The organism is Streptomyces regalis, assembly GCF_001509475.1.
Lineage (GTDB): Bacteria > Actinomycetota > Actinomycetes > Streptomycetales > Streptomycetaceae > Streptomyces > Streptomyces regalis.
The window spans coordinates 81,615-104,155 of record NZ_LLZG01000069.1; the positions used below are offsets into that span (position 1 = coordinate 81,615).

At 71.5% G+C, this 22,541-nt stretch carries 19 protein-coding genes and 1 pseudogene; 7 read left to right on the forward strand and 13 right to left on the reverse strand.

From position 1 onward, the window contains the following. The first annotated feature begins 10 nt into the window (after positions 1-10). On the forward strand, positions 11-721 hold the full coding sequence (locus ADL12_RS12180; protein WP_062701603.1) for an ArsR/SmtB family transcription factor: 711 nt from the start codon (positions 11-13) through the stop codon (positions 719-721). A 182-nt stretch (positions 722-903) separates the two neighbouring features. Then, positions 904-1,854, forward strand: coding sequence for a DMT family transporter (locus ADL12_RS12185; RefSeq protein ID WP_062701458.1), 951 nt, complete (start codon positions 904-906; stop codon positions 1,852-1,854). Between the two features lie 31 nt (positions 1,855-1,885). Here ADL12_RS12185 and ADL12_RS12190 read toward each other — a convergent pair whose 3' ends face one another. The 12 genes and pseudogenes from ADL12_RS12190 to ADL12_RS12245 all read right to left on the reverse strand — a co-directional run bounded on the left by ADL12_RS12190 (position 1,886) and on the right by ADL12_RS12245 (position 16,400). Further along, positions 1,886-3,208: an MFS transporter gene (locus tag ADL12_RS12190; protein ID WP_062701459.1), complete on the reverse strand. Its 1,323-nt coding sequence runs from the start codon at positions 3,206-3,208 to the stop codon at positions 1,886-1,888. 193 nt (positions 3,209-3,401) lie between these two features. Next, positions 3,402-4,484: a Zn-dependent alcohol dehydrogenase gene (locus ADL12_RS12195; RefSeq protein ID WP_062701461.1), complete on the reverse strand. Its 1,083-nt coding sequence runs from the start codon at positions 4,482-4,484 to the stop codon at positions 3,402-3,404. Positions 4,485-4,546: 62 nt separating this feature from the next. Next, positions 4,547-5,935: an aldehyde dehydrogenase family protein gene (locus ADL12_RS12200; RefSeq protein ID WP_062701464.1), complete on the reverse strand. Its 1,389-nt coding sequence runs from the start codon at positions 5,933-5,935 to the stop codon at positions 4,547-4,549. A gap of 106 nt (positions 5,936-6,041) precedes the next feature. Then, positions 6,042-6,515 (reverse strand): DUF3574 domain-containing protein, encoded by a 474-nt coding sequence (locus ADL12_RS12205; RefSeq protein ID WP_062701466.1) that lies wholly within the window; start codon positions 6,513-6,515, stop codon positions 6,042-6,044. A gap of 30 nt (positions 6,516-6,545) precedes the next feature. Then, positions 6,546-7,895: an ABC transporter ATP-binding protein gene (locus ADL12_RS12210; RefSeq protein ID WP_062701468.1), complete on the reverse strand. Its 1,350-nt coding sequence runs from the start codon at positions 7,893-7,895 to the stop codon at positions 6,546-6,548. Between the two features lie 550 nt (positions 7,896-8,445). Continuing rightward, positions 8,446-9,120 (reverse strand): annotated as a pseudogene (locus ADL12_RS12215) (class F sortase); the annotation flags it as partial. After that, positions 9,107-9,760, reverse strand: coding sequence for a hypothetical protein (locus ADL12_RS12220; RefSeq protein ID WP_062701470.1), 654 nt, complete (start codon positions 9,758-9,760; stop codon positions 9,107-9,109). The pseudogene ADL12_RS12215 and the gene ADL12_RS12220, both read right to left, overlap by 14 nt. Positions 9,761-9,859: 99 nt before the next feature. Further along, the gene (locus tag ADL12_RS12225) at positions 9,860-11,095 is read right to left on the reverse strand and encodes an MFS transporter (RefSeq protein WP_062701472.1); all 1,236 of its coding nucleotides are present in this window, start codon (positions 11,093-11,095) and stop codon (positions 9,860-9,862) included. Between the two features lie 21 nt (positions 11,096-11,116). Beyond that, positions 11,117-12,547 (reverse strand): CitMHS family transporter, encoded by a 1,431-nt coding sequence (locus ADL12_RS12230; protein WP_062701474.1) that lies wholly within the window; start codon positions 12,545-12,547, stop codon positions 11,117-11,119. Between the two features lie 199 nt (positions 12,548-12,746). After that, complete coding sequence (locus ADL12_RS12235) at positions 12,747-15,041, reverse strand: molybdopterin oxidoreductase family protein (protein ID WP_079051987.1); 2,295 nt, start codon at positions 15,039-15,041, stop codon at positions 12,747-12,749. A 124-nt stretch (positions 15,042-15,165) separates the two neighbouring features. Beyond that, positions 15,166-15,780 (reverse strand): TetR/AcrR family transcriptional regulator, encoded by a 615-nt coding sequence (locus ADL12_RS12240; RefSeq protein WP_062701476.1) that lies wholly within the window; start codon positions 15,778-15,780, stop codon positions 15,166-15,168. Next, positions 15,777-16,400, reverse strand: a complete 624-nt coding sequence (locus ADL12_RS12245) for a hypothetical protein (RefSeq protein ID WP_062701479.1) — start codon at positions 16,398-16,400, stop codon at positions 15,777-15,779. Before ADL12_RS12245 ends, ADL12_RS12240 begins: the two co-directional genes overlap by 4 nt. 160 nt (positions 16,401-16,560) lie before the next feature. On the opposite strand from ADL12_RS12245, the gene hmgA reads away from it, so the two are divergent. The 3 genes from hmgA to ADL12_RS12260 all read left to right on the forward strand — a co-directional run bounded on the left by hmgA (position 16,561) and on the right by ADL12_RS12260 (position 19,885). Then, positions 16,561-17,880: a homogentisate 1,2-dioxygenase gene (gene hmgA, locus ADL12_RS12250; protein ID WP_062701480.1), complete on the forward strand. Its 1,320-nt coding sequence runs from the start codon at positions 16,561-16,563 to the stop codon at positions 17,878-17,880. An 86-nt stretch (positions 17,881-17,966) separates the two neighbouring features. Next, a complete protein-coding gene (locus ADL12_RS12255) occupies positions 17,967-18,716 on the forward strand; it encodes a GntR family transcriptional regulator (protein ID WP_062701482.1) in 750 nt (249 codons plus the stop codon). 26 nt (positions 18,717-18,742) lie between these two features. Continuing rightward, positions 18,743-19,885, forward strand: coding sequence for a type ISP restriction/modification enzyme (locus tag ADL12_RS12260; RefSeq protein ID WP_062701484.1), 1,143 nt, complete (start codon positions 18,743-18,745; stop codon positions 19,883-19,885). Here the strand turns inward: ADL12_RS12260 and ADL12_RS12265 are convergent. Continuing rightward, positions 19,882-20,598: a TetR/AcrR family transcriptional regulator gene (locus ADL12_RS12265; protein WP_062701485.1), complete on the reverse strand. Its 717-nt coding sequence runs from the start codon at positions 20,596-20,598 to the stop codon at positions 19,882-19,884. The two genes, ADL12_RS12260 and ADL12_RS12265, sit on opposite strands and share 4 nt — an antisense overlap. Positions 20,599-20,661: 63 nt before the next feature. On the opposite strand from ADL12_RS12265, the gene ADL12_RS12270 reads away from it, so the two are divergent. Continuing rightward, entirely contained in the window at positions 20,662-21,600 is a 939-nt protein-coding gene (locus tag ADL12_RS12270; RefSeq protein ID WP_062701486.1) for an ATP-binding cassette domain-containing protein, read from the forward strand. Continuing rightward, positions 21,597-22,379: an ABC transporter permease gene (locus ADL12_RS12275; RefSeq protein ID WP_062701487.1), complete on the forward strand. Its 783-nt coding sequence runs from the start codon at positions 21,597-21,599 to the stop codon at positions 22,377-22,379. Before ADL12_RS12270 ends, ADL12_RS12275 begins: the two co-directional genes overlap by 4 nt. The last annotated feature ends 162 nt before the right edge of the window (positions 22,380-22,541 follow it).

A 22,541-nucleotide genomic window follows, 5' to 3' on the forward strand; every position in this document is an offset into this window, starting at 1 on the left:
GCTGGGACGCATGACCACCAGGGATCCGCAGGCACCTCAGCTGGCCCGGCTCGCCGGGCTCATCGCCGACGAGACCCGGGCCGCCTGTCTGCTGGCACTGCTCGACGGGCGGGCGTGGACCGCCGGTGAGCTGGCGCGGCACGCCGGGGTCGCCGCGTCGACGCTCAGCGAGCATCTGAGCAAGCTCGTCGCGGGCGGGCTGCTGGCCGAGGAGCGGCAGGGGCGGCACCGGTATGTACGGCTGGCCGACGCGCGGGTCGCCCAGCTGGTGGAGGACCTGGCCGCGCAGGTGGCTCCGGGTGCGGTCCAACGGCCCCGGAATCTACGGGAGTCCAGCGTGGGGTCCGCCATGGCGCGGGGGCGCACCTGCTACGACCATCTGGCAGGGCGGCTCGGCATCGCGGTCACGGATGCGCTGACCGTGCGCGGGCTGCTGCGGCAGGACACCGGGTTCGCCCTCACCGACGCCGGCCTCGGCTGGTTCGACTCCGCCGGCATCCACCTCGACCGCACCGGCCGCCGACCGCTGGCGCGCGCCTGCCTGGACTGGACCGAACGTCGGTCACACCTCGCAGGCATCGCGGGCGCGGCACTGTGCCGGCACGCCTTCGACGAGGGCTGGTGCGTACGCATCGGCTCGGAGCGGGCGGTGAAGGTGACTCCGTCGGGTGAGCGGGCACTGCAGGAGCTGCTCGGTATTGCGGCGGGGGCACTGCGGTGAGCCCGACGGCCCGATGGGGTGGGGGCCTTGTTGTACGCCGACTGCGGGTGTGTGGGGGCTGGTCGCGCCCACGCGGCGGAGCCGCAGATCGATACAGCCCCGCGCCCCTTGAGGGGCGCGAGGCCAGCACCCCGTCCGAAATACGCGAGCCTCCCGAACCTTCCTCTCCTAGCCTCTGGAGCATGATGAACGTCTCCGCCGCCCGCCCCTCACGCCGTACGGAACTGCTCGCCACCGGCGCCGCCACCGTCACCGTCGTTCTCTGGGCCTCCGCCTTCGTCTCCATCCGCAGCGCGGGCTCCGAGTACTCGCCGGGCGCGCTCGCGCTGGGGCGGCTGCTCGTCGGTGCTGTGGTGCTGGGCGGGATCTGCCTCGTCCGTCGGGAGGGGCTGCCTCCGCGGTCGGCCTGGCGGGGGATCGCGATATCGGGTCTGCTGTGGTTCGGCTTCTACAGCGTCGCCCTGAACTGGGGCGAGCAGCAGGTGGACGCCGGTACGGCGGCTCTCGTCGTGAACATCGGACCCATCCTCATCGCACTGCTGGGCGCACGGCTGCTCGGTGACCCGATGCCGCCTCGGTTGCTGGCGGGGATGGCGGTGTCGTTCGCCGGTGCGGTGGCCGTGGGTCTGTCGATGTCGGGCGGGGGCGGTTCCTCGGTGCTCGGCGTGGTGCTGTGTCTGCTCGCCGCGGTCGGGTACGCAGGCGGTGTCGTGGCGCAGAAGCCGGCACTGGGTCATGCGAGCCCGCTCCAGGTGACGACGTTCGGGTGTCTGGTCGGCGCGGTCGCCTGCCTGCCTTTCAGCGGGCAGCTCATCCACGACGCGGCCGATGCCTCCGTCTCCGCGACCCTCAACCTGGTCTATCTGGGCGTCTTTTCGCTGGCCCTCGCCTTCACGACCTGGGCGTACGCCCTGGCCCGTACGACCGCCAGCCGCATGGGCGCGACCACATACGCGGTGCCCGCGCTGGTCGTGCTGATGTCCTGGCTGGCGCTGGGCGAGGTGCCGGGGCTGCTCACGCTGGCGGGCGGGGCGCTGTGCCTGGCCGGGGTCGCCGTGTCGCGGTCCCGGACGCGGTCTGCTCGGGTCGTGGCGGCCGCGCCACAACCCGAGCAGACCCGCGAATCAGCGTGAATCCGCGTGAATCAGCGGGAATCGGCCGGAATCAGCGAGAACGCGCCCTGTCCGCAAGGACCTTGATGGACAGCAGGGCGATCACTGAAAGGCCGATGATGTAGCCGGAGACCGCCATCGAGGTGCCCGTGGCCTCCAGCAGCAGCACCATCACGAACGGGGCGAGGCCACCGCCGAGCACGGCCGCGATCTGGTAGCCGAGGGAGGCGCCCGTGTAGCGCATCTCGGGCGTGAACAGCTCGGCGAACAGGGCCGCCTGGGGGCCGTACATGATGCTGAGGAAACAGCTGGCGACGAACGTGCCGACCGCCAGCCACAGCAGCGACCCGGTGTCGATCAGCAGGAACAGCGGTACGGCCCACAGGCCGATGCCGGCCGCGCCGAGCGCGTAGATGCGGATACGGCCGATCTTGTCCGAGAGCGCGGCGGCGGCCGGGATCAGCACCAGCTGCGTGAGGCTGATGCAGAGCGAGACGGTGAGGACGGCGCTCCTCTTCATGCCGAGTTCGCGGGTCGTGTAGTCGAGCACCCCGGTGATGATGATGTAGAAGGTCGCGGTGTTCACGGCGAAGGAGCCGCCGGCGAGGAGCACCGTGCCGAGGTGGCCGCGCAGGATCGTGCGCAGCGGGGAGGTCTGCTCGGCCTTCTCCTGCTCGGCCAGCTTCTTCTCCGCCTCCCGGAATTCGGGGGTCTCCTCGACGCGGGTGTGGATGTACCAGGCGAGCACGAGGACGAACAGGCCGACGAGGAACGGCGCGCGCCAGCCCCAGGCCGCGAACTGGGAGTCGGTCGTGAACGCTCCGGCCAGCAGGAACACCGTGTTGGCGGTCACCACGCCGATGGGGACGCCGAGCTGGACGAAGCTGCCGTAGACACCGCGCTTGCCTTCGGGGGCGTACTCGGTGGCCATCAGCATCGCGCCGCCCCACTGGGCGCCGACGGCGATGCCCTGCAGCACGCGGAAGAGAACCAGCAGAATCGGCGCGGCGACGCCGATCGTGTCGTACGTCGGGAGCAGGCCGATGCCGGTGGTGGCGAGGCCCATCAGGGTGAGCGCGAGGACCAGCATCGGCTTGCGGCCGCGCTTGTCGCCGAGCTGGCCCGCGACGATGCCGCCGAGGGGGCGGGCCAGGAAGCCGACGGCGAAGGTGGCGAAGGAGGCGAGCACTCCAGCGGTGGAGCTGCCTGCGGGGAAGTACAGATCGCCGAGGACCAGTGCGGCGGCGATGCCGAAGACGAAGTAGTCGTACCACTCGACGGCCGAGGCGAGGGCTGCGGCGGTGGCTACGCGGCGGCGGTTGCCGACTGCGGGAGCGGTAGGGGTGAGCGGCTGGGCGGAAGGTGCCGTGTCCATGCGTGCACACTCCGATGGGTGCGGGGGACGGAACGGGGGGTAGCTCGGGTTCCGGGGAACGTACTGACCGGACGGTATGGACGTCAACGGGTCGCACAGCAGGAGTTTTGCCTGTACACGGCACGGAAGAGCGGGCGTGGGCATGCCGAAGGCCCCGGTCTCGCATGGCGACCGGGGCGTGCGGCGGCAGGCGCTAGAAGATCACCAGCGCCCGGCCTCCCTTGCCCGCCAGCATGTTCTCGAACGCCGCCGGGATGCCCTCCAGGCCGATCCGTTCCGTCACCAGCGCGCCCAGGTCCAGGCGGCCCGCGCGGACGTGCTCGGCCAGGACCGGCAGGTCACGGGCCGGGTCGGAGTTGCCGTAGACACAGCCGGAGAGGGTGCGGCCCCAGTGGAAGATCTCCAGGGCGTTGAAGGTGACCTGCTGGTCCTTGCCGCCGATGCCGACGACCGTGGTGCGGCCGCCGCGGCGGGTGGAGTCCCAGGCCGTGCGGATCGTCGTCGCGCGGCCCACGCACTCGACGGCGACGTCGACTCCCTGCTTGCCGGTGAGGGCGCGGATCTCGCGGGCCGTGTTCTCGGAGGCGACGACGTAGTCCGTGGCGCCCGCCGCCCGGGCCAGCTCCTCCTTCTCCGGGGAGACATCGACCGCGACGATCTTCGCGGCGCCCGCGATCCGGGCGGCCTGCAGGGCGGCGAGGCCCACTCCCCCGACGCCGAACACCGCGACCGTCTCCCCCGGCTGCACCCGCGCCGAGTGGTGCACGGCGCCGTAGCCGGTGAGGACGGCGCAGCCCAGCAGGGCGGCGTCGGTGAGCGGGACGCCGTCCGGGAGCGGCAGCAGGCAGCCGGCCGCCACGACCGTCTCCTCGGCGAACGCGGCGACGTTCAGGCCGGGGTGGAGGTCGGTGCCCTCGGCGGTACGGGCGTAGACGTCGGCGGCGCCGTTCAGCGCGTTGGCGCACAGCCAGACCTCACCGAGCGAGCAGGCGTGGCAACTGCCGCAGGACGGCGCCCAGTTGAGGACGACGCCGTCGCCCGGCGCGACGTGGGTGACGCCCTCCCCCACGGCCACGACCGTGCCGGCGCCCTCGTGGCCGAGGACCGCGGGGACCGGGACGCGCATGGTGCCGTTGGACAGGGACAGGTCGGAGTGGCAGACGCCGGCGGCGGCGAGGCGGACGCGGACCTGACCGGGGCCGGGGTCGGGCAGGTCGATCTCGGTGACTTCGAGCGGGGCACCGATGGCGGGCAGGACGGCGGCACGGACGGCCATGAGGAGCGACTCCCTTGAGAAGCTTGGAACGCCTGGAACTGGAACGCCTGGAACTGGAACGCCTAGAACTGCAGGGACTTGGTCTGGAGGTACTCGGCCAGGCCGTGCGTGCCGAGTTCGCGGCCGACACCCGACTGCTTGTAACCGCCGAAGGGTGCGAGCGGGTTGAAGCGGCCGCCGTTGATGTCGACCTGCCCGGTGTCCATACGGCGCGCGAAGGCCACCGCCTCCGCCTCCTCACCCGCCCAGACGGCGCCCGCGAGGCCGTAGACCGTGCCGTTGGCGATCCGCAGGGCGTCCTCCTCGTCCTCGTACTTCAGGATCGACAGGACCGGGCCGAAGATCTCCTCCTGCGCGATGGTCATCTCGGGCGTCACGTCGGCGAAGACGGTCGGGCTGACGAAGTAGCCCTGCTCGCGCGGCGCTTCGGTACCGCCCGCGACCAGCCGCGCCCCTTCGGCGACGCCCTTCTCGACGTAGCCGAGCACCCGCTCCTGCTGCTTGGCGCTCACCACCGGCCCGATGCGCTCGCCGTACTTCGCGGCGGCGGCCGCGGCCAGCTCCACGGCCTCGTCGTACTGGTCCCGGTGCACCAGCATCCGCGTCCACGCGCTGCATGTCTGCCCGGAGTTGGACATGACGTTGGCGACGCCGACGTTGACGGCCTTGGCCAGGTCGGCGCTCGGCAGGATGACGTTGGCGGACTTGCCGCCCAGCTCCAGGGCGACCTTCTTGATCGCCGCTCCGGCCACCGCGGCGATCTGCCGGCCGACGGCCGTGGAGCCGGTGAAGGAGACCAGGTCGACGCCCGGGTGCTCGGCGAGCGCCTGGCCCGCGACCGGGCCGCGACCGGTGACCAGGTTGAAGACGCCCGCAGGGACGCCGGCCTCGTGCACCGCCTCGGCGAAGAGCTGGGCGACCAGCGGGGTGTCCTCGGCGGGCTTCAGCACCACCGTGCAGCCCGCCGCCAGCGCGGGGGCGGCCTTGGCGACGATCTGGTGGAGCGGGTAGTTCCAGGGCGTGATGGCGCCGACCACGCCGATGGGCTCGTGGTGGACGGTCGAGTTGCCGACCTTCTCCTCGAAGGCGTACGTCGCCGCCAGCTCGGCGTACGAGCCCGCGACCGCGATCGGCACGCCCGCGTGCACCCCCTGCGAGAACTTCAGCGGCGAGCCGAGCTCCGCGGTGACCGTCTCGGCGATCTCGTCCTTGCGGGCCTCCAGTACGTCCCGGAGGGCGGCCAGCCGCGCGGCCCGTTCGGCGGGCGGGGTCGCGGCCCAGCCCGGGAGGGCGGCGCGGGCGGCCCGTACGGCGGTGTCGACGTCCTCGGCGGTGCCGGCCGGGACCCGGCCGATGACCTGCTCGTCGGCCGGGTTGACCACCTCGATCACGTCCCGGCCCGCAGCGGGGTGCCAGGCGCCGTCGATGTACATGCCGTCGTGTGCCTTCATTGCGCTTCCTCCAGGGCGGGCCACAGTCATCCGGCTCATAAACTAGCGGCGTTAGTTTTTGTGCGCCAGCCGTATCGACGTGTGCTCCGGCGCACGGCCCATGACATCAGAAGTCGACGCGCGCCTCGTCGTCCACCCTCGCCACCGCCTCCTGGCCGAAGGCCTTCTCGTAGGCGCGGCGGATCTCCTCGATCTTGCGGTCGCTGCTCTGCGCCTGCGTGCGCGGATAGAGCAGGATCAGCTCGTACGACCGCTCCTTCTCGATCGTGCCGTTCACGTCCCGCCACTGCCCGCGCCCGCTCTGCACCGTCAGCCCGTCCGGAAAGTCCGGCGTGACCTCCTTGTCGACGAACGCCATGAACTGCTTGCCGGTGACGGCCGGACCGCCGTCGGGGCGCGCGGTGCCGAAGAACAGCTGCGTCTCGACGTACGGCTCCCCCCGGGACGGCGCGGAGGACGCGGCGGCCGGCGACGGGGTGGCGCTGTCGTCGAGGTTGGCGTACGCGGTCGGCGCGCCGACGGCCAGCAGCAGACCGGACACCGTCAAGGCGGCCCGGGTTCGGGTGAGTTGCACAGTCATGTGCCCATACGTACCTGTTCCGGGCGAACTTCACTCCTCCAGATCGGGCAACCGCGCCGGCGCCGGGCAGATGCGTTCCCCGTGCTGGTCGAAGACGAACAGGTGGGCGAGGTCGACGAGGAGAGGGACCTGCATGCCGTGGCGGAAGTCGATGTCGGGCGTGGTGCGGACGATGAGGTCACCGGGGAGGCGGCCCTCGGGCGGCGCCGGATCGGGGGCGGCGTCGGCCGACTGGTCGAGGACCACGACCGGCCCGGCGCGCAGGGCGCCCGCGCGTTCCCGCAGCCGGTCCAGGACCGTGCCGTCCCGGCCGCCCGCACGGCGACGGCGCCTCGTGGGCCGGGCCGCGACACGCGGCGCTTCGAGGTCGGGTACGACCGCGGGGCGCGAGCCGGTGTTGAAGTGGACGAGGACCTCGTGCCCCTGGAACTCCACGTGCTCGACCAGGCCGGTGATGTGCACCTCGCCGGGGCCGGCCGCGGAGGGTTTGGCGATGCGGACCGCCTCGGAGCGCAGGCCCACGATGACCTCGCGGCCCTGCTGGACGCGGAGCAACTGGTGGTCCAGGGACAGGGGTTCGGGCAGGCGGAGGTACTGCTTGCCGAGGCTGATGGTCATGGCGCCGTCGAGCGGGGCGCGTACGACACCGCGCAGGAGGTTGATGCGCGGGATGCCGATGAAGGCGGCGACGAAGACGTTGCGGGGCAGGGCGTACACCGAGCGCGGGGTGCCGACCTGCTGCAGGACGCCACCGCGCAGGACGGCGACCCGGTCGCCGAGCGACATCGCCTCGGCCTGGTCGTGGGTGACGTACACCGTGGTGACGCCCAGCTTCCGGGTGAGCCCGGAGATCTCGGCGCGCAGGTGGCCTCGGAGCTTGGCGTCGAGGTTGGACAGCGGCTCGTCCATCAGGAACGCGGTGGGGTGGCGGGCGATGGCCCGGCCCATGGCCACGCGCTGGCGTTCACCGCCGGAGAGCTGGGCGGGGAAGCGGTCGAGGAGGTCCTCGATGCCCAGCATGCGGGCGGTGGCGTCCACGCGGGGGCGCGGGTCCGCGCCGGGTGCCTCGATGCGCAGCGGGAAGCCGATGTTGTCGCGGCTGGTCATGCTCGGATAGAGGGCGAAGTTCTGGAAGACCATCGCCATGTGCCGCGCGGCGGGCAGCAGGTCGTTGGCGTACTCGCCGTCCAGCAGCAACTCGCCCTCGTCGATCTCCTCCAGACCGGCGATCATCCTGAGCACGGTGGACTTGCCGCAGCCGGAGGGCCCGAGCAGGACGAGGAACTCACCGGGCTCGATGTCCAGCGAGAGCCGGTCCACGACGCGGACGCCTCGCGTATAGGACTTGCTCACGTCGTGCAGAGAGATGGCGCGTGTCATGGCTGCTGCCCCCGAGGGCTGATTCAGGCGCCAGGGTGTGTCCGGCGGATCATGCCGGCGACGCGGTGCCTGGCACGCGCATCTGCCGCGTTGTCGTCGGTCTGCACTGTTTCTTGCAGCCGGCCTGATCCGCCGGACAGGCCCTGGTGCTCCGCGGTCGGTACGCCTCGTGCGGGTCGTACGGGGCGTGTGGGTCACGGAAGCTAACGGAATGTAGGCGGCCGGGGAAGAGACTGGACAGGACCGGACGCCTGGGTCCAGCAAGTGAGAAGGCGGACGCCCGGATTCAGCGCGGGCCGAGCACCTGGAAGAGCCGGCCAGGCGCCTGGGGGAACTGGTCGAGCGTTTGGGCGGCCTGGGGCACAGCCGGCCGCAGGGCTTCGGGGATCACCACCCGGGATGACTCGGGGGTCGCCGTCGCGGGCGACTCGGGAATCCCCGCCCGGGACGGCTCAGGAACCCCCATCCGGGACGGCTCAGGAACCCCCGTCCGAGACGGCTCGGGAATCGCCGTCCGGGACGCGTCCGGGGTCGCCGTCCGGGGCGGCTCGCGGGTCGCGGTCAGGTGGGCGAAGACCACCACGTTGCTCGTGTAACCCACTCGCCTGCTGAACAGGCCACCGCAGGTGATCACGCGGAGTTCCGGGCGCCGGGTCGGGCCGTAGACCTCCTTGTCGGGGAAGCCCGCCTTGTCGTAGACCTTCACCCGGTCCACGGTGTACACGGCGGTACGGCCGTCCGCGCGCCGCGCCTCGATCTTCTTGCCGGGCTTCACCGAGGCGAGCCCGGCGAACACGGCGGCACCGGTCGTGGTGTCGCGGTGGCCGACGGCGATGGCGGTGCCGGGCTCGCCGGGTGTGGGGCCGCCCTTGTACCAGCCGATGATGTTCGGTTTGTCGATGGGGGGCGTCTCCAACTCCTCGTTCGCGTCGAGCCCGAGGCCCATGATCGGGGCGTCGATGCCCAGGGCCGGGATACGGACGGACGTGGGCCTCGAGCGCGGCAAGGGGCGGGGCGGGGGTGTCGGCCCGGCGGAGGAGTCGGCGTGGGCGGGGTCCGCGGCCAGGGTGCCGGGGCCGTGGGTACCGTCCGGCGCGGTCGGCGTGCCATGTCCGTCACACCGCACCACCACCAGTACCAGGACGACCGCAAGCACGGCCGTCCTGGCAAGGCGGTAGGCGCGGGTCCGGTACCAGCGCCTGCGTCTGCGCCTACGCGGCACCATCGGGCCGCCGGCGGGTCCTGCGGACATATGCGGTGCCACCGACGGCGACCAGGCCCACGGCTGCCGCGGCGGTCACCGGTGCGTACGCGGCCGCGGTGTCGACGAGGCCACCACCGCCCGCGTGCACACCGCCCTTCGGGCCGTGGTCGCCGCGCCCCCATCCCTCGTCGTGGTGCTGGTGGTCCTCGATGCGCCCCTCCGGACCCTTCCTTCCTTCCCGCCTGTCGCCGCACTTGACACGGAAGAGCTTTCGCTTGGTGTTGGTGACGTCCACGGTCCAGGTGATCATGTACTGCCCGTCCGCCAGCCCCAGCAAGTCGGTGTGACCGGCGCCCCCTGCGAGCTGGATGGTGCCGGTGACGGTAGCGGCACTGGGCAGCGGAGGCTGCGGCGTGATCGTGTACTCGATCGAGGGGAGAGTGTCGAAGTTGACGGCGTCGAGGTAGAACCTGCAGACCACCGCCTCGTCATCCGGCGTGCCGTAGGGCATGCCCTCGCCATGGATCCGGATGTCGCCGTTCGCCTGGGCCGACGCGGTCGGCGCCGCCACCCACGACGCGCCCGCCGCGGCAAGGGCGGTGAGGACGACAGTGGCGCCCGCACGGGCGCGGAAGCTTCGTGAGGGTGTCAGGGTGGGCATACACGCTCCTCAGATTCAGACGATTTTCATACAAATCGTTCTTTCGCCTGACTCTGCTTCACGTGCACGGCGACTCGCCGCACGAGGCCCGGCGCGTCGTCAGATCCCACTCGTCCGGCGGAATCGCGAGCGCTTCGGCCGCTCCCGCACGCCCGCCCCGGGCCCCTCGGGCCGCCCCGGCGTACGCAGCGCTGTCCCTGCCGACAGCAGCAACAGCGCCCCCAGCATCACGAACGGCGCCGCCACCCCCGCGATGCCGGCGACCAGGCCGGCCGACGCCGGGGCGGCCACCTGGCCGAGGCGGTTGCCGGTCAGGCGCAGGGCGAGGGCGGTGGAGCGGGCGCCGTCGGGGGCCGCCTGGACGACCGTCGTCATGGACAGCGGCTGGCCGACACCGAGGCAGAAACCCAGCACCGCCAGCATCAGGGCCAGCGCCCACACCGGCACCGGCAGTGCGATCCCGGCGCAGAGCAGGGCCGCCAGCAGACAGGTCACGGTCAGCAGCAGGGTGCGGCCGAGCAGCCGCAGCAGGGGCGTCAGGACCAGCCGGCACGCGATGGTGGCCGCCGCGCGCAAGCTGAGCAGCACGCCGATCACGGAGGGCGCGATGCCCCGGTGCTCGCCGACCACCGGGAGGTAGGCGGTGAGGATGTCGGTCGCGGACAGCACGGCGAGGCTGATGAAGATGCCGGCGGGCACGCCCCGGGCACGCAGGATGCGCTGCACGGGCACCCGTTCGCCCTGTTCCTTGCGGGACTTGGACGTCGTACGGCTCTCTATGCGCCACAGCGAGGTGAGCGCGACCGCGCCGCCCGCGCCCGCCACCAGCAGCGCGAAGGCGCTCGTGCCCGCCATGTCCCGGCCGCCGATCAGCGCGCCCGCGGCGATCGGGCCGACCAGCTGGCCGAGGGAGGCGCCGATGGTGAAGTGGCCGAAGTTGCGGTCCTGTTCGTGCGGGGCGGACTGGCGGGCGACGAGCGACTGGGCGCCGATGACGAAGCAGAGGTGGCCGAGGCCCATCACACCGCTCCAGACCGCCATCGCCCAGAGGGAGTTGGCGATGCCGCTCAGCGCGCAGCCGCCCGATATCAGCACGACGCCGACGGGCAGCAGCGGCGCACAGCGGCCGTGGTCGGTGCGGCGGCCCAGCGGGACGGCGGCGAACAGCGGGAGCAGGGCGTACACACCCGCGATCACACCGATCGCCCGCTCGTCCGCGCCCAGCGCAAGGGCCCGGTAGGACACGGCGGGCCGGGCCATCGACACCGCCCCCTGCGCGAAGCTGAAGGCGATGACCAGGCGGAGCAGCCAGCCGCGGTTCCCACCGGGCCTCATGGAAGTGACCTCCCTCAAGGGTCAGATGATGCCGAACAGAATGCCTGCCCCGAGGACCACCAGGGATGTCAGCGCGGCCCACTTGACCACGAACCTGGTGTGGTCGCCGAACTCGACCTTCGCCATGCCGACCAGGACGTAGACGGCCGGCACGAGCGGGCTCGACATGTGCAGCGGCTGGCCGATGAGCGAGGCGCGGGCGATCTCCAGGCTGGAGACTCCGTGGGCCTGTCCGGCCTCCGCGAGCACCGGGAGGATGCCGAAGTAGAAGCCGTCGTTGGACATGAAGTACGTGAACGGGATGCTCAGCAGACCGGTCGCGAGCGCCATGTGCGGGCCCATGCCGTCGGGGATGTTGCCCACGACCCACTTGGCCATGTGGTCGACCATGCCGGTGCCCTGCAGGACGCCGGTGAAGACGGCGGCGGCGAAGACCATGCCGGAGACGTTGAGGACGTTCTCGGCGTGGGCGCCGAGGCGGGCCTTCTGGTCGGGCATGTGCGGGAAGTTGACGGTGAGTGCGAGGGCAGCGCCGAGCAGGAACAGCACCGGGATCGGCAGCCACTCCATGATCATGGCGGTGAGCAGCGTGACCGTGAGCAGCGCGTTGAACCAGTACAGCTTGGGGCGCAGCGTGGTCCGGTTCGGGTCGAGGACCTGCATCTCGGGCTCGTCGTCGTCGGCGTCGGCAGCGGCGCCGGCGCCGCCGGTGGGCAGGGAGCCCTTGCCCGTGCCGTTGCCCTTGCCGGCGCCGGCGCCGGCGCCGGCGCCGACCAGGACGGTCTCGGACTCCTTCTCCTCGGCCTTCTCCTCCACCAGGACCTCGTCCAGCGTCAGCACGCCGAGCCGCTTGCGCTCGCGGCGGCCGAGGACGTAAGAGAGCGCGAAGACGAACAGCAGGCCGACGGCGAGGGCCGGGATCATCGGCACGAAGATGTCGCTGGCGTCCAGCTTCAGCGCGGTGGCGGCGCGGGCGGTCGGGCCGCCCCAGGGCAGCGTGTTCATCACGCCGTTGGCCATGGCGGCGACACCGGTCATCACGACCAGGCTCATCTTCAGGCGCTTGTACAGGGGGTACATCGCCGAGACGGTGATCATGAAGGTGGTCGAGCCGTCGCCGTCGAGCGACACGATGGCCGCGAGGAGGGCGGTGCCGACGACGATGCGCAGCGGGTCGGCCTTGCAGAACTTCAGGATGCCTCGAACGATCGGGTCGAAGAGGCCGACGTCGATCATCACACCGAAGTAGACGATCGCGAACATCAGCATTGCCGCGGTGGGGGCGAGGCTGGTGACTCCGTCGATGACGTAGTCGCCGAGCTTCGCTCCCTTTCCGACGAACACACAGAAGAGTGCGGGGATCAGCACGAGCGCCGCGATCGGCGACATCTTCTTCATCATGATCAGGACCAGGAAGGTCGCGATCATGGCGAAGCCAAGAATGGTCAGCATGAGTGGATACCTAACGTTCGCCCTTGAACATCCCACGAGGGCCGGGGGTGCGACGACGTTAGGTCTCTTCAAGTGGCGTTAACAAGACGTTGACGTGCGAGCAATAAGCGCAAAACTGCTGGTCAGGGCTTTGCGCTGCTCACAGCATCGTCGTGGTGGCCGGTTTCGCTCAAGTTCCGCCGCGCGATGTCCGCGCCGGTCATGCTCGCCGACCTGCTTTTCTGCTGGGGGTCCGGGGGCCCGCGGCGGAGCCGCTGATGTCACAGTCCCCGGGAAAAAGCAGCACCGGTACGCCGTTGAGGACCGCATTGCCCGACAGGGGGTCGAGCATGCTGCCGTCGAGGAGCTGGTTGACGTTGACGCCGGGGGTGATGGAGGCGTGGCTCAGCCGGGTGCCGGGCCGGTTGTGTCCCCAGCCGTGCGGCAGGCTGACGACGCCCGGACGCACGCTGTCGGTGACCTCCGCGGGGGCGGTGACCTCTCCCCCGGCGCCCTTGACCCGCACGGGCGCCCCGTCCCGCACCCCGAGCCGCTCGGCGTCCTCGGGGTGGATGTGCAGGGTGCAGCGGTTGGTGCCGCCGGTGAGGGCGGGCACGTTGTGCATCCAGCTGTTGTTGGAGCGCAGATGCCGGCGGCCGACGAGGACGAGTCCGTCGGGGCGCTCGCGCAGGGCCTCGCGCAGGCGGGGCAGGTCGTCGGCGAGGGGCTGGGGCAGCAGCTCGACCTTGCCGCTGACGGTCTTCAGCGGCTGCGGCAGCCGGGACTTCAGCGGGCCGAGGTCGATGCCGTGCGGATGCGCGAGCAGCTTGTCCAGGTTCAGCCCGTCGAGTCGTACGCCGAAGCCGTCGCCGTAGGGGCCGAGGCGCAGCATCATGTCGAGGCGCCGCTCGGGGCCGTTGACGCCGGTGAGCTGTGCGGCGAGTTCGTGGGGGTCACGCCCGTGGACGGTCGAGTGCGCTTCCTTGACGGCCTTGCCGAGGGTCTGGCCGATGACCAGGTCGTCGACCGCGGACGGATCGGCGCCGTGCATGCCGGTGGCAGCGAGGATCAGCCGGGCGAGGATCTCGGTCTCGGCCATGCGACCGGGCTCCAGCGGCACGGCGGGGCGGGTGTAGCGGACCTGGTTGCGGACGGCGAGGGTGTTGAAGGCGAAGTCGTGGTGCGGGCTCTGCGAGGGCGGGGGCGGCGGCAGCACGACGTGGGCGTGGCGCGAGGTCTCGTTGAGGTACGGGTCGACGCTGACCATGAAGTCGAGCGAGCCGAGGCCCTTGTCGAGGCGGTCGCCGTCGGGGGCCGACAGGACGGGGTTGGCGGCGACGGCGATGAGCGCCCGGATCGGCTCGCCCTCCGCGGTGGCGGTGTCGATCTCCTCGGCGAGCACGGACAGCGGCAGCTCGCCCTTCGCCTCGGGGTGCTGCCCGACCCGGGAGCGCCAGCGCCCGAGCGCGAAGCCGTGGCCGGGCCCGGCGGGGCGCGGCGTCCTGTCGGTGGCCGCCTGCGGGAAGAGGGCGCCGCCGGGGCGGTCGAGGTTGCCGGTGAGGATGTTCAGCACGTCGACCAGCCAGCTGGCCAACGTGCCGTGCGGGACGGTGCAGCTGCCGATACGGCCGTATACGGCGGCGGTGGGGGCGGCGGCGAGTTCGCGGGCGAGGGTGCGGATCGTGCCGGCGTCCACGTCGCAGGCGTCGGCGACCGCTTCGGGGGTGAAGTCCCGTACGGCGTCCCGGAGTTCGTCGAGCCCCTGGAGGTGCGGGGTCAGCTCCCGCGGATCGGCGAGGCCTTCCTCGAAGAGCGTGTACGCCATCGCGGCGAGCAGCAGCGCGTCCGTGCCGGGCCGGATCGCGATGTGCCGGTCGGCGAGTTTCGCGGTGCGGGTGCGGCGCGGGTCGATGACGGTGAGGGTGCCGCCGCGGGCCTTGAGCGCCTTCAGCTTGCCGGGGAAGTCGGGGGCGGTGCACAGGCTGCCGTTGGACTCCAGGGGGTTGGCGCCGATGAGGAGCAGGTGGTCGGTGTGGTCCAGGTCCGGGACGGGGATCGCGTTGGCGTCGCCGTAGAGCAGGCCGCTGGAGACGTGCTTGGGCATCTGGTCGACCGTGGACGCGGTGAAGAGGCTGCGGGTGCGCAGGCCGGCGAGCAGGACCGTCGGGTAGAGGGCGCCGGCCATGGTGTGCACGTTGGGGTTGCCGAGCACGACGCCCACCGAGTTCGGGCCGTACCGCTCGACGACCGGGCGGATACCGGCGGCGACCGCGTCGAAGGCCTCCTCCCAGGTGGCCTCGCGCAGCTCGCCGTCCTTGCGCACGAGCGGGGTGCGCAGCCGGTCGGGGTCGCCGTCGACGGCACCGAAGGAGGCGCCCTTGGGGCAGATGAACCCCCTGCTGAACACGTCGTCGCGGTCACCGCGGGCGCCGGTGACCTTCGTCCCCTCGATGGTGAGCGTCAGGCCGCAGGTGGCCTCGCACAGGGGGCAGATGCGCAGTGCGGTGCGGGACACGGGTCCTCCCGAGGTGGCGGCAGCGGTGACGCGCGGACTCCGCCGAGCATACCGACCGGTACGCACGGAGGGGAGTCCTCGCCGGTGACGAGGTCGGAAATTCGCGAGCCACCCGCCGACCGGGTCAGTCCAGCACCCGCGCCAGATACGCCCGCAACAACTCCCGCGCCTCCTCGATGATCCGCTCGTCACCCTCCGGCGCCACCCGGAAGGCGAGGTGGACCAGGGTGTCGGCGGTCTCGACGGCGATGAGGAAGACGCGGCGCAGATCTTCGTCCGGCTCGCGGTCCAGGTAGCCGGAGAGCAGGTCGGTGAGGCGGTCGGCGACGCGATGGTTGGGTTCACCGCGGGTTCCGACCGGGATCTGGTTGCCGAAGTCGACGAGGGAGAAGCCGGGCGCGGTGCGCTTCATGGCGAGGTACTCGTCGAGCACGGCATCCATCGCCACCCGCCAGCCTCCGTCCCCGGCCTCCTTCAGGCGCTCGGCGACACGGGCGGTGTAGCGCTCGAGGTTGCGCTGGGCGAGGGCGTCGGCCATCTGGCGTTTGTTGCCGAAGAAGCGGTAGACCGAGCCGATGGGAACGCCCGCGCGCTGGGCGACGGCCCGCGTGCTCAGGTCGTCGTAGCCGACCTCGTCGAGGAGGTCGGCGCAGGCGTCGAGGATCCTGGTGAGCCGTTCGGCGCTGCGCCGCTGCACGGGCGCCCGGCGAAGCGATTCTGGGTGGGGCACGGTCTTCATGATGCCTTTCCGCCTCGGTCCGGTGAACCTCGCCCCCCTGTACGGAGCCCGGCGCCCGGCGCACTCGGTGCCGCGGTGGACGCGGTCGACGTCGGCGTCACGGTCGCCGGGGCCTTTGATGACGTGATGTCGGCCGTGCGCTCGACGGGGTCGCCGTCCACCGCCCACACCGTGCCGTCGTCGGCGTACAGGCGGACGGTGACCTTGTGCGTGCCGCGCGGGACGAGGTCGGCCGGGAGGCGGTACTCGGGGGTGCGCAGCCCGGTGACGGGACGGCCGTCCACGAAGAGGTACGCGAACCCGCGGCCGGCCACCGCCTGCGCCTTCGTACCGGCGGGCGAGAAGCGGAAGCCGCGGACGGTCAGCCGTACGTCCCAGCTGCCGTCGCCGCCGTCCGGGTCCGGCTGCACCTCGATGCCGACCTCGGGCGCGCTGCCCTCGTCCACCTCGCGGTAGTGCCGTCCGTCGTCGTCGGTGTCGTCGAGGATCTTGCCCACCGGTGAGGGCGACGCCCCGCTCTCCCCCTGTTTCCGGGCATCACTGGAGCCGCAGCCCACGGATCCGGTCAGCAGCAGGACACAGACCGCGAGCGCGGCGAGCAGGTTCCGCGTCCACGACATGCCGGGAGACTAGAACACCGGTCCGACAGCCGGATCCCCCTGAAGTCTGGTTGGCGTCCGGTTCTCGTCGTACCTCCCAAGGAGGATCAGCGGATCTCTTGCGCTCACGAAACCGCAATCCTACGGTGGTGCATAGGAATCAGATCTCAAGGGAGCGATCATGAGCGGGGACGCGCGGAAGACCGCGGAAGGGCTGACCTACCTCTCCGGTTTCGGCAACGAGCACAGCTCGGAGGCGGTGCCCGGCGCCCTTCCCGAGGGCCGCAACTCACCCCAGCGCGCACCGCTGGGCCTGTACGCCGAGCAGCTGAGCGGTTCGGCGTTCACCGAGCCGAGGGACCACAACCGCCGCTCGTGGCTGTACCGCATCCGCCCGTCGGCCGCCCACCCGGCGTTCACGCGCACGGACAACGGCGCGATCCGTACGGCCCCCTTCACTCAGTCCGTGCCGGACCCGAACCGTCTGCGCTGGAACCCCCTGCCCGAGCCCGCGCCCGCGACCGACTTCCTCGCCGGCCTGTGGACCCTGGGCGGCAACGGCGACGCGACCCAGCGCGCCGGGATGGCCGTGCACCTGTATCACGCCAACTCCTCCATGGACCGCGTCTTCAGCGACGCGGACGGCGAGCTGCTGATCGTGCCGGAGCGCGGCGGGCTACTGCTGCACACGGAGTTCGGGCTGCTGCATGTGGAGCCGGGACATGTGGCGCTGGTTCCACGTGGGGTGCGCTTCCGTGTGGAGCTGTTGGATGCCTCTGCGCGCGGTTATGTGTGCGAGAACTATGGGGCCCCCTTCCAGCTCCCCGACCTCGGCCCGATCGGCGCCAACGGCCTCGCGAACGCCCGGGACTTCATGGCGCCGGTCGCCGCGTACGAGGACGTCGAGGGCCCGGTGGAGGTGGTGAACAAGTTCTGCGGCAACCTCTGGACGGCCACCTACGACCACTCACCGCTCGACGTGGTCGCCTGGCACGGCAACCATGTGCCGTACGTCTATGACCTGCGCCGTTTCAATGTGATCGGCACCATCTCCTACGACCATCCCGACCCGTCGATCTTCACGGTGCTGACATCCCCGTCCGACACCCCGGGCCTGGCCGGCGTCGACTTCGTGGTCTTCGCGCCGCGCTGGCTGGTGGGCGAGGACACCTTCCGGCCGCCGTACTTCCACCGGAACGTGATGAGCGAGTACATGGGCCTCATCGAGGGCGCCTACGACGCGAAGACCGCGGGTCCCGGGGGCTTTGTGCCGGGCGGTGGCTCGCTGCACAACATGATGTCGGCGCACGGCCCGGACCGGGAGACGTTCGACAAGGCGAGTGCCGCCGACCTGAAGCCGCACAAGGTCGACGACGGCCTTGCGTTCATGTTCGAGACGCGGTGGCCGGTGACGCTCACCCCGCACGCGGGCCGCCCCGAGCACCTGCAACAGCGCTACGACGACGTCTGGCAGGGCCTGGAGCGGCACTTCCGCCCCTAGGGCCTGTTCTGAGTTCCCCGCCTGCGCCCCGACGCCCGGCAGAACAGGCCCTTGCACTGAAGATCCCCGACCGGTACGGATGGCCCGTGACCTCCTTCGCCCCGGACTCGATCGTCCTGAACCGCAAGCTGCCGCTCTGGTACCAGGTGTCGCAGTCGCTGCGCGCCTCGATACTGGGCCGCCGGCCGCAGGACCCGCTGCGCCTGCCCACCGAGGAGCAGCTGGCCGGGCACTACGGCGTGAGTGTGCTGACCATGCGGCAGGCGCTGAAGGAGCTGGAGGACGAGGGCCTGATCACGCGCCACCGCAGACGCGGCACGTTCATCGAGCCGGATGTCCGCCGGGGCACCCCCGTGCGGCTGCTCGGCTCGGTGGACGCGATCGTGGCCCAGCAGTCCGGCATGGCGACCGAGCTGCTGGACCACGGCAAGGCGCCGGTCCCGGCCGAACTCGCCGAGTGCTTCCCGGACGTCGACGAGGTGGCGACGTACCACCGCCTGCGCAGCGACGAGAAGACGGGCGAGCCGACCAACCACGCCCGCAACTACGTCCGCCCCGAACTCGCCGCGCGCATCGACCTGGAGGACCTGGCCCGCTGGCCGATGACGAAGGTGCTGCGGGACGTCGTCGGGGCGGACATCAGCCGCATCACGGACACGGTCGAGGCCCGTCTGGCCGACCCGGAGACGGCACGGTTGCTCCAAGTCCCGCTGCTCAGCCCGATCCTGCACTACACGGGCGTGACGTACGACACGGGCGGCCGGGTGCTGGACGCGGCGGTCATCCAGTACCGGGGCGACCGCTTCTCCTTCACGGTGACGTTGGAAGCCACCTGACCCGGCTGTCGTTGCCAGGCTTTACGATGCCCAGCGTGACGCACGACGACGCTCCGCTGCTGGCGGACCTCATGCCGTGGTCCGTCGCACCGCCGCGGCTCGGCCGGGGGTGGCCGACGGGCCCCGACGCGGCGTCCCTGAAGGCCCGCTGGGACGCGTTCGTGAAGGCCGAGGGCCCGGACCGGGAGACGCTGCTGGAGCCGACGCGCTCCCGCACCCTGCATTCCGCGGTCGGACAGCTGCCCGGCCGGTCCACCGGCACGGAGAAACTGATCCGGGCCTCGGGCCCCTGCCCGGAGCCGGTACGCGCCCTGCACGCGCCGTTCGACGAACAGTGGCTGATCCCGGACCACCGCCTGATCGACGCGGCCCGCCCCGAGCTGTGGCGGGTGGCGGACGAGCACCAGGTCTTCGTCCTGGAGATGCCGGAGTCGCCCCTGCTGGCGACCTCCCTGCTTCCGCTGGTCCGCCCGGCCCGCATCCGCCCGCTGTACCGCCGCCCGGGCGGCACGGAACCCAACCTGGCGCCGGGCCTCCTGGAACACCTCCGGGACTGGCTCGACGGACCGGTGGAGCCGCTGGACGTCCTCGCCTGGACGCTGACGGCCGTACGCCCGGACCTCACCGTCCCCCTCACCGGCGACCCCGGACTCTGGTCCCGCGGCGTGGAGTCGGGCCACCGCGCCCTGTGGCTGATGCGCCGCAACGGCGACCGCCCGAAGCTCCCCGGCGGCCGCCGCCCGTACGTCCGCGCGCCACTCCCCTCCCGTCCGCTCACCCTCGAGTACGACCGCGACGAGGAAGCCCTGCTGCTGGACGAGGGCCGCATCTCACCGGTCCCCCCTCAGGCCTGGGACTTCGAGGTGGCCGGCGTGAGGGTCCTTCAGCAGTGGTTCACCGCTCGTGTCACGGAGCCCGAGCCGGGCACCCTGGCGGCGATCCGCCCGGTGACCTGGCCGCAGGCGTGGACGTCGGAACTGCTGGAGCTGATCACAGTCCTGGCCTTGCTGGCGGAACTCCAGCCGATCCACGAAGACTTGACGTCCACCATCACGGCAACCGACCTCCGCAAGGCCAAAGTCCTGCCGGTCCCGAAGTCGGCCCGCAGGCCGGCGTCGGTGCTGGACGGGCACGAGGAGGGGCCGGAGGGGCAACTCGCGCTGATCTAACGCAGGTCGGGGTCGAAGGCGTCCAGCACCCGTTCGAGCGCCCGTGTGAACACCGCCTCCAGATCGATCGGCCCGCTGCCCTCCATGAAGGCCGCGGCGAGGCGCGGATACGCGCCGGTGGCGACCTGGCTGCCCAGGTAGGCGATGCGGACCGCGTTCTCCTCCTCCTCGGACCAGGGCATGGAACGGGTGCGCTCGGCGGTGGCGATCTCGTTCGCGGTGTACGTCGTCACAACGCCGTTGAGCAGCGCGACCAGCTCCATTTTCACGCTGTACGGAACGTCGAGCGGTTCGAGACAGGCCAGGCAGTGCTCCAGGTAGCGCAGGGTGTTGGGACTGAAGCCGTACACCCCTGACATCAGCCGCGGCACCCAGGTGTGCCGGTGCATGATCGCGCGGGTCTCCTCCGCGTTGCGGATCATGTCGGCGCGCCAGTCGCCCGAGGGCTCGCGGATCTCGTGCTCGGCGCCCACCGCGTCGATCATCAGCTCGTGCAGGTCCTCCTTACGGGGGACGTAGTTGTACAGCGACATCGTCCCGCAGCCCAGCTCGCCCGCGACATGCCGCATGGACACGGCATCCAGCCCGCCGGTGTCGGCGATCCGCACGGCCGCGGCCGCGATGTCCGCACGCGTGAACGCGGGCCTGGGGCCCCGCCCGGTCCGCTCGGGACGTGCCCAGATCACTTGGGGTTCGGCCGCCTTGCCCGCCATCGATCATCACCTCGGCCACCATCCTAGTTACGTACAGCGTACGTAGTGCGCTATGGTCGACCCATGACTTCTACGTACGCTGTACTTAGTGAGGGCCTGGAAAAGCGCTTCGGCGATGTCCACGCCCTGCGGGGACTGGATCTCGCCGTGGCGCAGGGCACCGCCTGCGGGCTCCTCGGGCCCAACGGTGCGGGCAAGACCACGGCCGTACGCCTGCTGACCACGCTCCTGCGCCCGGACGCCGGCTCGGCGCGGGTCGCCGGGCACGATCTGCTCCGCGAGCCGGCTGCCGTCCGGCGGCGGATCGGCGTCACCGGCCAGTACGCCTCGGTCGACGGCGACCTCACCGGCCGCCAGAACCTGCGGCTGTTCGCCCGGCTGCACCGGGTGCGCGGTCCGGCCGAGCGGGCCGACGAGCTCCTGGAGCGCTTCGGGCTGGCCGAGGCGGCGGACCGGCCGGCGTCCACGTACTCGGGCGGGATGCGGCGGCGTCTGGACCTCGCGGCGAGTCTCGTCCGCCGTCCCGACGTGCTGTTCCTGGACGAGCCCACCACCGGCCTCGACCCGGGCAGCCGCAACCGGATCTGGGATGCCGTACGGGAGCTGACCGCAGACGGCACCACCGTGCTGCTGACCACGCAGTACCTGGAAGAGGCCGACCAACTGGCCGACGACATCGCCCTGGTGAACCAGGGGCGGGTCGCACACACGGGTTCGCCGGCCCAGTTCAAGGCGGTCATCGGCGCGCAAGTCGAGGTCGTCGTCACCGAGGCCGACGTGATGGTGAAGGCGGCGGCCGTACTCGATCAACTCACGGGCGCCGAGCCGTCGTTCGACCACGAGCGACGGGCCGTCGGCGCGGTCACCCGGGACGTCACGCTCACTCTCCCCCGCCTGGTGCGCGAACTGGACGCCGCGGGCGTGCCGTTGCTCGACGCGAGTCTCAAACCACCGACGCTCGACGATGTGTTCCTGCGACTGACCGAGGAGCGTGCGGCATGAGCACGTTGGCGTACGACGGCGGCGCGATGCTGGGCAGGCAGTTGCGGCGGGTCCGGAACAACCCGGGGCTGCTGATCCTGACCCAGACGATGCCGATCACCATGCTGCTGTTCTTCGGCTACGTTTTCGGCAGCGCTCTCGCGATGCCCGGCGCGCAGTACCGCTCGTTCCTGGTGCCCGGTCTGCTGGTGGCGACGGCGGCGAACGGGATTATGACCGGCATGTTCCAGGCCGCCCAGGACACGCACCGGGGTGTGACGGACCGCTTCCGCACGCTGCCGATGAGCAGGGCGGCCGTGCCGCTCGGACAGGCCGGCGCGGACCTGGTGGTGACGGCCGCCGGGACGGTGCCGTTCCTGCTGGTCGGGCTCGCGGTGGGCTGGCGGATCGAAGGGTCCGCGCTCGAAGCGGCGGGCGCCTTGGGTCTGTTGCTGGTGTTCCGGTTCGCGACGACGTGGGTCGGGATCTTCCTCGGCTTGCTCACGCGTAACGAGGAGGCCGCCGGTCAGCTGGGCGGGGCGACCTTCATGCTGCCGCTGCTGTCCAACGCGTACATTCCGACGGACGGTCTGCCGGGCTGGCTGCGCACCGTCGCCGAGTGGAATCCGATCAGCGCGGTCACCACGGCCCTGCGGGACCTCTTCGGCAACGCGCCCGTACCGGATGGTGCCGCGTGGCCGGTCGCCCATCCCGTCGCCGGGGCGCTCGCCTGGTGTGCCGTACTGATCGTGGTGTTCGCGCCGCTCGCCGTGCGCCGGTACGCACACGGCGAGCGGTGACGATGAAGCCGGAAGACTGAGAAAGCCGGAAAACTCAGTGGGGGGTGGGGGTTACGCCCGCGCTCGGGTAACAAGCCGGGGCGCCGCTGCGTGCCGTGGGGATGACGGACGGCGACAACGCAGTACGGCGTCGGGACGGCGTGGCATGTCGAGCGCGGGCCC